11 protein-coding genes are annotated in these 11,694 nt (G+C 65.1%); 7 read left to right on the top strand and 4 right to left on the bottom strand.

Going from position 1 to position 11,694, the window contains the following annotated elements; genetic code table 11:
* Positions 1-7: 7 nt before the first annotated feature.
* Positions 8-217: a hypothetical protein gene (locus tag RIT73_RS16080; protein ID WP_309133111.1), complete on the bottom strand. Its 210-nt coding sequence runs from the start codon at positions 215-217 to the stop codon at positions 8-10.
* 239 nt (positions 218-456) lie between these two features.
* Here RIT73_RS16080 and RIT73_RS16085 point away from each other — a divergent pair, with 239 nt between their 5' ends.
* Positions 457-756, top strand: a complete 300-nt coding sequence (locus RIT73_RS16085; RefSeq protein WP_309133112.1) for a DUF4235 domain-containing protein — start codon at positions 457-459, stop codon at positions 754-756.
* A gap of 209 nt (positions 757-965) precedes the next feature.
* Positions 966-3,329, top strand: coding sequence for a heterodisulfide reductase-related iron-sulfur binding cluster (locus tag RIT73_RS16090; RefSeq protein ID WP_309133113.1), 2,364 nt, complete (start codon positions 966-968; stop codon positions 3,327-3,329).
* Positions 3,330-3,407: 78 nt separating this feature from the next.
* Here RIT73_RS16090 and aroD read toward each other — a convergent pair whose 3' ends face one another.
* Positions 3,408-4,256, bottom strand: coding sequence for a type I 3-dehydroquinate dehydratase (gene aroD / locus RIT73_RS16095; RefSeq protein WP_309133114.1), 849 nt, complete (start codon positions 4,254-4,256; stop codon positions 3,408-3,410).
* A gap of 78 nt (positions 4,257-4,334) precedes the next feature.
* Here aroD and RIT73_RS16100 point away from each other — a divergent pair, with 78 nt between their 5' ends.
* The 5 genes from RIT73_RS16100 to RIT73_RS16120 all read left to right on the top strand — a co-directional run bounded on the left by RIT73_RS16100 (position 4,335) and on the right by RIT73_RS16120 (position 9,981).
* Positions 4,335-5,129, top strand: a complete 795-nt coding sequence (locus RIT73_RS16100) for an alpha/beta hydrolase (protein WP_309133115.1) — start codon at positions 4,335-4,337, stop codon at positions 5,127-5,129.
* Between the two features lie 291 nt (positions 5,130-5,420).
* Positions 5,421-6,716 carry a glycine betaine/L-proline ABC transporter ATP-binding protein gene (locus RIT73_RS16105; RefSeq protein WP_309133116.1) on the top strand — a complete coding sequence of 432 codons (1,296 nt, stop codon included), beginning with the start codon at positions 5,421-5,423 and terminating at the stop codon, positions 6,714-6,716.
* Positions 6,716-7,666 (top strand): ABC transporter permease subunit, encoded by a 951-nt coding sequence (locus RIT73_RS16110; protein ID WP_309133117.1) that lies wholly within the window; start codon positions 6,716-6,718, stop codon positions 7,664-7,666. The genes RIT73_RS16105 and RIT73_RS16110 overlap by 1 nt, the downstream gene beginning before the upstream one ends.
* An 88-nt stretch (positions 7,667-7,754) precedes the next feature.
* Entirely contained in the window at positions 7,755-8,663 is a 909-nt protein-coding gene (locus RIT73_RS16115; protein ID WP_309133118.1) for a glycine betaine ABC transporter substrate-binding protein, read from the top strand.
* Positions 8,664-9,174: 511 nt separating this feature from the next.
* On the top strand, positions 9,175-9,981 hold the full coding sequence (locus RIT73_RS16120; RefSeq protein ID WP_309133119.1) for a hypothetical protein: 807 nt from the start codon (positions 9,175-9,177) through the stop codon (positions 9,979-9,981).
* Positions 9,982-10,106: 125 nt separating this feature from the next.
* Here the strand turns inward: RIT73_RS16120 and RIT73_RS16125 are convergent, their stop codons facing one another.
* Positions 10,107-10,577, bottom strand: a complete 471-nt coding sequence (locus tag RIT73_RS16125) for a hypothetical protein (protein WP_309133120.1) — start codon at positions 10,575-10,577, stop codon at positions 10,107-10,109.
* A gap of 72 nt (positions 10,578-10,649) precedes the next feature.
* The coding region (locus RIT73_RS16130; RefSeq protein ID WP_309133121.1) for an amidohydrolase family protein at positions 10,650-11,694 on the bottom strand (1,045 nt) is incomplete at its 5' end.

Genomic DNA, 11,694 nt, shown 5'->3' on the forward strand with positions numbered 1-11,694 from the left:
ATCGTGGTCAGGAAGGGCGGGGATCGGTCGCCGCATCCTCGGGCTCGCGAACGGGAATCGTGACGGCCAGGATCAGTCCGACGATGCACGAGACGCACCCGGCCACCCAGACCAGCCAGAAGACATCGGCGAGCGCCGGGAGGAGACCGAGGACGAAGCACACGGCGCCGAACAGGAACATCCCGGTGAGCAGCACCGCTTTCCACCTGATGAGCATTCCGGCCTCGCCTCCCGCGTAAGTCCCGGCGGCGCGCGTGGCCGCTTGAGTCAAAGCTATCGACAGCCCGAGCCCGGCACATCCCTCGGAAGTATGAGATCGTCCCGGCCATTCGGGTGATGTGGGGCCCGTTGGCGGCTCCGGCGGTCCGAAGCCATGACAGCGGCCTGCGCTAGTGTGGTGGGCAGCGGACCCGCAACGGGTGCGACGAACATCAGCGCAACAGAGAGGACACGAGCATGGGAAAGCTCGCTTGGCAGGTCATCGGCGTCGGAGCGCCCATCGTCGCGGCATTTGCGGCTCGGAAGGTGCTCACCTTCGCTTGGGAGAAGTCGACCAAACGCCCGGCCCCGGTCAACCCCATCGATGACGAGATCTCGATGTCCGAAGCCCTGGCCTGGACAGTCGTGTCCGGAGTCGGCGTCGCCGTCGCGCAGCTCGTCGTCCAGCGCCTCGCCGCGACCAGCGTGCGCAACAACTTCGGCGATGAGGCACTGCCGAAGAAGTACCGGAAGCAGCAGATTACGGGCGTCGCCTGAACGTCGACAAATAGACACGTCTCCCTGACCTAAATCGGGTCGGGGAGGCACCGCCCGCCGTCCGACTGAGGAACGGCAGGCGGGTTTGAGCGAACGTTCAGTCACGGCATGTGATCGGGGTCGCGCCGAGGGTAAACTGACCGCAGTCTGCGAACCCGACGCACACCATCGCCGGCGCGGCGTCACCCACGATCCTGACGGAGGAAAACATGTTTGCCCTGCAGCTCTTCGCTGTGGTCATCGGACTGGCGGCTACGGCCATCGGTTGGACGTTCTTCATCAATCGGATCATCCGCTTCGTCCGCTACTTCAAACTGGGCGCCCCCACCGTCGAAGGCGAACGCACGAACCAACCGTCGGCCCGGACGGTCACACTGCTGCGCGAGTTCCTCGGTCACACCCGAATGGCCCGACTTCCGATCGTGGCGATCGCCCACTGGGTGACGATGATCTCCTTCGGCGTCCTGGTGCTCACTCTTGCCCAGGCCACCATGCAGCTGTTCGACCCGCATGCGGTGCTCCCGCTCATCGGGCACTTCGTCCCCTATGAATGGGTGACAGAATTCTTCGCGTTCTTCGGCCTCCTCGGCATCCTCTACCTCATCGTCGTCCGTCAGCTGAACAAGCCCAAGGAGAAGGGCCGCTACTCGCGGTTCTACGGGTCGACGTTCTGGGAGGCGTACTACGTCGAGTTCACCATCCTCGGCGTGGCCCTGTGCATCGCACTGCTCCGCGGCGCCGAATACGTGCTGCAGACGCGCACCGGCGAGCTGACCAACGGCATCCTCCACTTCCCCTTCTTCTTCTGGATCGGGGAGCTGCTCTCCGGAGCCTCGACGGGCTTCATCGAAGCCTTCATCATCGTCGTCGCGCTCATCAAGCTGCTCATCTCCTACGCGTGGATGGTGACCGTCGGAATCACCCCGACGATGGGTGTGGCCTGGCACCGGTTCCTCGCGTTCCCCAACATCTGGTTCAAGCGCTACCCCGACGGCAAGACCAGTCTCGGACCGCTGCAGCCCATGGTCTCGAAGGGCGAACCCATCGACTTCGAGAACATGGAGGACATGGAGGAAGACGCCTCGATGGGCGCCGGCAAGGTCGAGGACTTCACCTGGAAGGGTCTGCTCGACTTCAGCACCTGCACCGAGTGCGGACGTTGCCAGAGCCAGTGCCCGGCGTGGAACACGGAGAAGCCGCTCAGCCCCAAGCTGATGATCATGAACCTGCGCAACCACGCCAATGCCAAGGCTCCGTGGATGCAGGCCGCCCAGCAGGCCCAGGCCGAGGCCGTGCCTCCGGCCGAGCCCGGCCCGGACGCTGACAAGAAGGAGAAGAAGGCCTACGCCAAGGCCCTCGACGAATACAACTCGATCTCCGATCCGCATGCGAACCTCGACCTGCTCGGCACCCTCTCCGAGGCGGCCCAGACGGAGGCCGTGCGGCCGCTCGTCGGAGCGCAGGACGTCGAAGACCTCACCGAACTCGGCGTCATCGACCCCGATGCACTGTGGGCGTGCACGACCTGCGGCGCCTGCGTCGAGCAGTGCCCCGTCGACATCGAGCACGTCGACCACTTCGTCGACATGCGCCGTTACCAGGTGCTCATCGAGTCGGCGTTCCCGAGCGAGCTCTCCGGGCTGTTCAAGAACCTCGAGAACAAGCAGAACCCGTGGGGTATGGCCCAGCGCAAGCGGATGGAGTGGGCGAAGAACCTCGACTTCGAGGTCAAGCAGGTCGGAGCGGACATCGAGGATCTCGGCGAGACCGAGTACCTGTTCTGGGTAGGCTGTGCCGGAGCATTCGAGGACCGCGCGGTGAAGACCACTCAGGCTGTGGCCGAACTCCTCCACATCGCCGGAGTCGATTTCGCCGTCCTTGGTGATGGGGAGTCCTGCACCGGCGACCCCGCCCGTCGAGCCGGCAACGAGTTCCTGTTCCAGATGCTGGCCCAGGCCAACGTCGAGGTGCTCAATGAGATGAAGGCACGCAAGATCGTCGTCACCTGCGCGCACTGCTTCAACACGATCGCCAACGAGTACCCGCAGCTGGGCGGGAACTTCGAGGTCGTCCACCACACGCAGCTGCTCAACAAGCTGGTCCGGGACAAGCGCCTGACACCGGTCGCACCGGCTGCCGGCGAAGCCGTCGCCACACCCGTCACCTACCACGACCCCTGCTACCTGGGTCGTCACAACGGGATCTACACTCCCCCGCGCGAGCTCATCGGATCTCTGCCGGGTGTGGAGTACCGGGAGATGGACCGGTCCAAGGAATTCTCGTTCTGCTGCGGCGCCGGTGGGGCGCGGATGTGGATGGAGGAGACCATCGGTTCGCGCATCAACATCAACCGCACCAAAGAGGCCGTGGCAACCGGAGCCGAGCAGATCGCCATCGGCTGCCCGTTCTGCCGCGTGATGCTCTCCGACGGGCTGACCTCGGAGCAGGCCGAGGGCAATGCCTCCGACGGTGTCGAGGTGCTCGACGTGTCACAGATGCTCCTCGCCGGCGTTCGCCGGGGCCAGGGCGGCGCGGGAGCAACGGCTGTGGAACCCGCCGAGTCACCGAGCTGATCCGACGCAGACATCGAAGCGGCCACCTCGCCCAGCGAGGTGGCCGCTTCGCGTCAGCCGTAGAGGCCATCGAGCGCGTCAGCCGTAGAGGCTGTCGAGGATGTGCGCCAATTCCCGGACGTCGATCTGGCCTGGCGCCGAGGCCAGCCCCAGCTGAGCGAAGGTCGCGCAGCTGCCGAAGTCGGCGCCGAGGATCCGGGTCGTGCGGCCCAATTCCCCCATCGAGATCCCGAGCACCGGGCATGACAGACGAGCGTCCGCCTCGGCGGTGGCGTTGAGCACCGTCGTGACGTCGCGCGCGTTGGCGGGCATCATCGCGATCTTCGCCACGTCGGCTCCGACGTCGGCCATGCGGTCGTAGGTCGCGCTCAGGTCGTCCTGCGAATCCGTGCCGCCGAAGTTGTGGTGGGAGGCCACCACTGTCAGCCCACGATCATGGGCCCTGGCGATCAGCGCCGACGAGGCCTCCCGGTCGATCTCGACGTCGACGGCCACCGGAACGGCGTCGACCGTGTTCAGACCTTCGATGATCCGCCCGATGATGGTCCCGTAGTCCTCGTCGCCCACCTCGGCGACACCACCTTCGATGGCGGTGCGGAGGGTGACGAGCACCGGAAGTCCAGCGGAGAGCACGTTCGGCGCCAGCTCCAGCACCGCCTCGGCGAGGGAGTCCGCGCGTGCGGAGGCGACAGTGGAGGTCGACGTGGGAACGGTCGCTGTGCCGGGTCCGCTGCTGAGTTCGGCGAGGGCCTGGTCGATGCGCCATTCGATGGCGTCGACGACGCCGGTGGCGGCGATCCGGTTCGCAGTCAGGTGGAGCTCGTTCGGCTCCGTGCTCTGGAGCGGAACGATGACGGCAGGGCGGCGCCGGTTCGCCGCGGCGGGCGACCAGGTCGGCGGTGTGCTGAGGAACGGCAGCTGCTTCATGGTTCCAGCGTATGTCGTCGCACGGGCAGGCGAGGGGTCGGAGGACTTAGAGTGAACGCAGCGACGAAAGGACCGCCGGTGAACCACCTGATGACGATCTCGAGAGACGGCTTCCCCTTGGCCGTGCAGATCAGCGGACCCGCGGGAGCGCCGGCGCTGCTTCTCCTCCAGGGGCAGGCGAACTCGCACACCTGGTGGGAGCGCACGCGCGCTGATTTCGAGCCGGAGTTCCGCACGATCACGTTCGACTACCGTGGAACCGGCCGCAGTCGGGGCGAGATCGGCCAGCCGTCGAGCACAAGCTTCGCCGACGACGCCGTCGACGTCCTCGACTTCCTCGGCATCCCCAGTGCGGACGTCTACGGCACATCCATGGGCGGACGGATCGCGCAGATGGTCGCCCTCAACCACCCGGACCGGGTCGATGCGCTGGTTCTCGGCTGCACGGCCCCCGGTGGTGCCCCTGCCGTCAAGCGCCCGCGTGAAGTGGGCGCGGCTCTGGCGAAGCTGCGCGGACGGGAGTACCTCGAGTATCTGCACTCGCTCTTCTACACCCCCGACTGGCCGGGAGCGCCGGAGGACAGCAACCTCCTCGGCGATGACACGATGAACGCCGCGGAATCAGCGGCGCACCTGCGGATCAGCGCCGAGCACAACGCCTGGGACCGGCTGCCGTCGATCACGGCACCGACCCTCATCATCCACGGTGACGCGGACCAGATGAATCCGGTGGAGAACGCGCGGCTGATGGATCGTCGGATCCCCGATTCGCGGCTCGTCATCCTTCCGGGCGGGCGGCACGGGTTCTTCGAGGAGTTCGCCGAGCAGGTCACACCGGAGATCATCGGCTTCCTCAGGGACCGGAACGGGTGAGTTCTCGTCGGGAGGGGGATGGCCGAGGTCCATTCCGGAACCGCGCGATTCCCCTTCCCGGGAGCGGCTGAGTCCCGGGCTGCGCAGGCAGCACTGTTTATAACGAAATGCATACGATGCACCACGACTATGTCTGAACTATCAGATCGGTGCGAGACTTCTAGAGCGAGTCAAGACAACCGCCTCTGTTCAGTTCCCCGGAACATACGGAGGCGGGACATATTCCTCCTGCACCAACGGCGGTGATCCCACTCTGTTCGGCAGGGAGTCACGATTTCAAGGAGGAGATGCGTGAGCGTAGTCAAAGCCTCTAACGTCTACATGATATTCGGGAAGCGCCCCGATGAGGTCATCCGACGGCTCAAAGACGGGGCCGATCGTGACGATCTGACCAAACTCGGCACCGCAGCGGTCATCGATGCCAGCTTCGATGTCCAAGAGGGCGAGATCTTCGTCGTCATGGGGCTGTCCGGGTCGGGCAAATCCACTTTGATCAGAACCATCAACGGCCTCTGGACTCCCTCGGAAGGATCCGTCGAAGTCCTCGGAACCGATACGGCCACAGCCGATCCCGCCACCCTGCGCCGAGTGCGGAACGAGCACATCTCCATGGTGTTCCAGCATTTCGCGCTGCTGCCGCACCGCACCGTGCGCGACAATGCGGCCTACGCGCTCGAGATCCGGGGTGTGCCGGTCGCCGAACGGTCCGAACGTGCCGATCACTGGCTCAAGGTCGTCGGCCTCGAGGGTTGGGGCGACAAGTTCCCCGGGCAGCTCTCCGGCGGAATGAAGCAGCGGGTCGGACTCGCTCGAGCCCTTGCCGCGGAGACCGACATCCTCCTCATGGATGAGGCCTTCTCTGCCCTCGATCCGCTGATCCGCCGTGAGATGCAGGAACAGCTCATCGAACTCCAGCGCGATCTCAAGAAGACGATCATCTTCATCACCCATGACCTCAACGAAGCGATGCTGCTCGGCGATCGGATCGCTGTCATGCGCAACGGCCGGATCGTCCAGATCGGCACGCCGGAGGACATCCTCACGGACCCCGCCAACGACTACGTCGCCCAATTCGTCCAGGACGTCGACCGGGCACGAGTGCTCACCGCCCGCAACGTGATGGAGAAGCCCCGCCAGGTCGTCACCGATCAGAACGGTCCGCGCGTCGCGCTGCGCAGCATGCGGGAGTCCAACTCCGCTGCCGTGTATGTCACCGACAGGGACCGGAAGTTCCTCGGTGTCGTCTTCGACAGCGAATCCATCGACCACATCCGCAGAGGCGCGACCACCCTCGACGGGATCATCCGACCGGTGGCCCAGACGGCCGGACCGGATGACCTCCTCATCGATCTCTTCCTCCCCTCGGCTGAGACTCCCCTGCCCATCCCGATCACCAATGACGAGGAGCAACTCGTGGGTGTGGTGCCGCGGGCAACTCTGCTCGCAGCCCTCGGCAGCCAATCGGGGGAGCACGAGGAGCACCATGAACGACGAGTGCCCGTGGACACGGGGGTCATCGACCAGGTCCTGGCCGAACCCGACGATGAGACCGAGCCCGGACCAGCGACCGCAAAGGAGACTGTCTGATGGAGAACATCAGGATTCCCGTCGGAGAGTGGGTCGACGTCGTCTTCGACTGGTTCAAGGAGAACCTGGACTGGCTGTTCGACTTCTTCACCTTCCTCTTCCGCTTCCTCATCGAGTCGCTGACCGACGTACTCGTCGACCTGCACCCACTGGTCATCATGATCCTGCTCGCCCTCATCGGCTGGGTCCTGCGCTCCTGGCAGATGGCCGTGGGAACCCTGATCGCGATGTTCTTCGTGATGACGATGGGCCAGTGGGTCGCCTCCATGCAGACCCTGGCGCTGATCATCATCGCCGCGGTGATCGCAATCCTCATCGCCATTCCGGTCGGCATTCTCGCCGCGCGCAATGACACGGTGTCGGCCATCGTCAAACCGATCCTCGACTTCATGCAGACGATGCCCGCATTCGTCTACCTCATCCCGGCCGTCACCTTCTTCAGCATCGGCGTCGTCCCCGGGCTCGTCTCGACCGTGATCTTCGCACTGCCTCCGGGTGTCCGGTTCACCGAGCTCGGCATCCGTGGCGTCGACTCCGAGACGGTCGAAGCGGGGCAGGCCTTCGGGGCGACTCCCGGTCAGATCCTCCGTGGGGTCCAGCTGCCGCTGGCGACTCCGACCATCATGGCCGGAATCAACCAGGTGATCATGCTGGCACTGGCTATGGCCGTCATCGCTGGCTTCGTCGGCGCCGATGGACTCGGCAAGAACGTCGTCGAGGCTGTGGCCACCCAGAATCTGCCGCTCGGCGTCGAAGCCGGCCTGGGCGTGGTGATCATCGCGGTCTACCTCGACCGGGTGACCGCAGCTCTGGGCACAGCGAAGGACTACCCGAATTCGCTGCTCGGCACCCTCAAGCGGAGGAACTCGGCTCAGGCCGAAGCACAGGCGAAGGCGGACGTCGACGAGGCTGCCAAGGCCGCCGCTCTGGCTCACCCGGCTCAGGGATGAACTGCTCCACAACCACCCTCTTGAGTTCCACGACCATCCAATGAGATTCCACGACTACCCAACGAAGTGATTCGAGGAAAGGACCACCATGAAGAAGCATTTCGGCGCCAAGCTCGCCGCCGCAGCCGCCGTATTGGCATTGGCTCTGACCGGCTGCTCGCAGCAGGCGAAAGAAGACAGCGAGAGCGGAGGCGGAGGCGACAAGGGAACCATCAAGCTCGGCTACGTCACCGGCTGGACCGACGGGGAGAGCATCTCGTACCTGCTCGAGGACCAACTCGGCAAGATGGGCTTCGAGGTCGAGACCGAGACCTTCAGCGATGCAGCCGTCCTCTACGCGGGCGTCGCCAATGGCGACGTCGACATGTATCCCTCGTCGTGGCCCGAGGTCACGCACAAGCAGTACATGGACGAGTACGGTGCGGACCTCGAGGACGTTGGCGCGTACTACGACAATGCCGTGCTCACCATTGCCGTTCCCTCCTACGTGGAGGACATCAATTCCATCGAGGACCTCAAAGGAAAGGCGGATCGCTTCGACGGGAAGATCGTCGGAATCGAACCCGGTGCCGGACTGACGAAGGCCACCCAGGATTCGATGATGCCGGAGTACGGGCTCGACGGGGAATACAAGCTCGTCACCTCCTCGACGGCGGCGATGCTCACGGAGCTGAGCAATGCCATCGACGCGAAGGAAGACATCGTAGTCACGCTGTGGCGCCCGTTCTGGGCCAACAACACTTATGACGTCAAGGATCTCGAAGATCCCAAGGGCGCCATGGGCTCTCCCGAGAAGCTGCACTTCACGGCGACCAAGGGCTTCGCGGAGAAGTTCCCGGAGGCTGCCGATTACATCGGCAAGATCAAACTCGATGACAAGGAGTACGGCTCCCTCGAGGATCTCGTGGTCAACAAGTACAAGGACAAGGGCGACCAGGCTGTCGCCGAGTGGCTCAAGGCGAACCCCGACGCCTACGAGGGCATCGTCACCGAATAGTCGAGCGTGCTCGACGACGGCGGCCCGTGGACCAGTGTCCACGGGCCGCCGTCTTGTGGGACTTGTGCCCGCACTGTCCACAGCCCGCTGCAGTTTCATTGCCGCTGGTACCGCTCCAACTCCGCCGATCAGTGGTCACAGACCGGAGGGAAATCACTCGCGTAACGTGAATTCACTCAAGTTTCTGACCACCAAACCCCCTGGTGAGACTCCCCGCGCCGAGCCACATCCCAATCCACGGGCCAGATGCGGAAAAACTGACCGCGACCACTCGCCGAGGCGGCTGCCCACTTGAGTGCACCGAGCGGGGTTCGCGTCGCACTTTTCCACAGCTCCCCCGCAGCGATTCCGCCATCGCCGTCGGGCGGGGATGCTGGACGGCATGCCCATACACTTCGACAAGAGGCGCTACCCCCGCCTATTCCTGACCAGAAGTTCGTCCACGCATGGAGTCACCGACTGGGAGCTCCGTCGCCCTACGCCTATCGCGTCCGTCCTGCACGGCGTGCGGATGGATCCACGACAGGAGGTGCTCCGCGCAGTTCCCCGTTGGGCGGATACTGCCTGGGAGATGCAGAGTCACCTCCTCCGTGCACTGCTGCTCAAGCATCCGACCGTGGCCGCCAGCCACACTTCAGCCGCCGTTCTCTACGGCCTGCCTCTGCCCAACCGCTTCGCCGACCCCCGACTGCACGTCGCGACTACCGTCAAGAACGCGAGAATCCGGCGACCCGGCGTCGTGCTTCACCGCGTGACTGATTTCGGATTCGTCACCATTCTCGGTCATCAACTGATCTCCGCCCCCTACTTGTTCCTGCAGCTCGCCCCAGCATGGCAACTGCAGGATCTGGTCCGCCTCGGCGATGCGATGATCGGGAACTGGCACGGCCCCCCGCTCTGTTCGCTGGGCGCATTGACGCAGCTCGCAGCCTCGAAGAAGTACCTGCGTGGCCGCGAACGGGTCCAGGCTGCTCTCGGGCTGATCAGACCCGACGTCGATTCGCCCATGGAGACCGACCTTCGGCTGTGGACGATCTCAGTCGGCCTGCCGGAACCGTCAGTCCATCCAGCTGTCCACTGCAGTGCACTCGGCTGCGAGGTTCACCCCGACCTGGGCTATCGAGAGGCTCAGCTCGCGCTCGAATACGAAGGCGATCACCACCGGACGGACAGACGTCAGTGGGACACCGACATCTCTCGAGTGAATGCGCTGGTCCAGGAAGGCTGGCAAGTGATCAGGGTGAATTCCCGAACGGACAGACGCACTCTCGAGCAGACGATTCGGGCGCGACTGCGCGAATCAGGGCTCATTCCCTGAAGCATCTGGTCGATCTGTCAGTTTGGTGGTCGCAAACACGAGGGAAATTTGGCGCAGCAGACGAATTTCCTCTCGTTTACGACCACCAAAATGTCCCAACCGACGACGGGCCTGCCGAATGACTGCTACATCCGCAGCCAGGTGTCGGCGGTCTTCTTCACCATGGCTCCGGCTTCCTCCGCCGCGGGCATCCAGTCGACGGCGTTGCCCTCACCGTCCACAACTGCGTCGGAGAGGACGATGACGTCGAAGTTGCACACGAGCGCGGCCATCGCCGAGGCCCAGACGGAACCGGGGCCGTCATCGGCACCGGCGAAGACGATCCGATCCACGGCCAGATCGTGCAGTCCGGCGGCGAGATCTTCGACCCCTTCGAAGATGTCCGGGCTCTCCGACCGCAGCACGAGGTCCTCCTCGTCGGGGACGAAGACGCTGAGTTCATCGTCCTCCCGGTCGGCAACCTCGTCGCTCGTCGAGGCGAAGATGAGCACACCACCCACCGCGCGGGCCCGGCCGACGATTCCGCTCAGGGTCTCGGCCGCCTCCTCGGAGGTGAAGCTGATGTCGTCCGTGTCGATGAGGAGCAGGGCATCCATGGTCACTATCGTGCCATGTGCCCCGCTCGGCGAGGAATTCGGCGCCCAGGCTTGGCGAGGAATCCGGCCGGCTCAGCGTGGAACCGCCTGCCCACCGACCCACATCCGCCGCAGCTGCATGTCCTCCTCGAGGAGCAGGAAGTCGGCGGGCATCCCGACGCCGAGGAGCATCCACTCGTCCGGGCTCACGAGTCCCAGCGCCCGCAGCGGCACGAGGCTCGCCGCCTGCACCGCCTCGAGCGGACTCAGCCCCACCTGAGCCACCGCGTCGGCCACAGCATCGTCCAAAGTCAGAGTGGACCCAGCGATCGACCCGAGCTGACCGTCCGCACCCAGCACCCGTGCCTGTGCGTTCTCGACCCGCACCGGCAGTTCACCGAGTGCGTAGTCGCCATCGCCCATTCCCGTCGCCGCCATGGAGTCGGTGATCAGCGCCACCCTGCCGCCCGCCGATTTCGCGATCATCCGCGCCACCGCAGGTTCGACATGCATGCCGTCGTTGATGAGCTCGAGGGTCACGTGTGAGGCGTCGATCGCGGCCGGGATCGGCCCCGGGGACCGGTGGTGGACGCCGGGCATCCCGTTGAACGTGTGCGTGAGCACGCTCGCTCCGGCGTCGAAGGCCCGCGCCGTCTGGTCATAGCTCGCAGCTGTGTGACCCACCGCTGCCTTCACCCCCGCCGAGGTGAACCGCGCGATCGCGTCGAGTGCGCCGGGGAGTTCGGGAGCCAGGGTGATCTGGGCCAGCGCGCCGTCGGCGGCGGTGAGGATGCGCTCGACCGCCTCGGCGGTGGGAGTGGTGAGCGCCGCGGCGCTGTGTGCTCCTTTGAAGTCGGGCGCCAGGAAGGGTCCTTCGGCATGGAGGCCGAACACCTCCGGTCTCTCTCGGGCGGCCCTGGCCCCGATGGACAGCGTCCGGCACAGTCCCTCGATCGTGTCCGAGACGTAGGACAGGACGAGTGCCCGGGTGCCGTGGGCGCGGTGGACGTCCATGATGGTCGACAGGCCCTGGGGCCCGTCCTCGGCACTGGAACCTCCGGCCCCGTGGCAGTGGAGGTCGACGTAGGCGGGCGCCAGGAACGCGCCGGCGGCGTCGATGATCTCAGCGTCCGGCGCG

The organism is Brevibacterium sp. (genome assembly GCF_031179145.1).
Classification (GTDB): Bacteria; Actinomycetota; Actinomycetes; order Actinomycetales; family Brevibacteriaceae; genus Brevibacterium.

What these genes read in the sequence shown, in the direction of transcription:
- RIT73_RS16085 (WP_309133112.1), top strand. Translation starts at nt 457, where the DNA reads ATGGGAAAGCTCGCTTGGCAGGTCATCGGCGTCGGAGCGCCCATCGTC.
- RIT73_RS16080 (WP_309133111.1), bottom strand. Translation starts at nt 217, where the DNA reads ATGCTCATCAGGTGGAAAGCGGTGCTGCTCACCGGGATGTTCCTGTTC.
- RIT73_RS16090 (WP_309133113.1), top strand. Translation starts at nt 966, where the DNA reads ATGTTTGCCCTGCAGCTCTTCGCTGTGGTCATCGGACTGGCGGCTACG.
- RIT73_RS16120 (WP_309133119.1), top strand. Translation starts at nt 9,175, where the DNA reads ATGGATCCACGACAGGAGGTGCTCCGCGCAGTTCCCCGTTGGGCGGAT.
- RIT73_RS16115 (WP_309133118.1), top strand. Translation starts at nt 7,755, where the DNA reads ATGAAGAAGCATTTCGGCGCCAAGCTCGCCGCCGCAGCCGCCGTATTG.
- aroD (WP_309133114.1), bottom strand. Translation starts at nt 4,256, where the DNA reads ATGAAGCAGCTGCCGTTCCTCAGCACACCGCCGACCTGGTCGCCCGCC.
- RIT73_RS16110 (WP_309133117.1), top strand. Translation starts at nt 6,716, where the DNA reads ATGGAGAACATCAGGATTCCCGTCGGAGAGTGGGTCGACGTCGTCTTC.
- RIT73_RS16125 (WP_309133120.1), bottom strand. Translation starts at nt 10,577, where the DNA reads ATGGATGCCCTGCTCCTCATCGACACGGACGACATCAGCTTCACCTCC.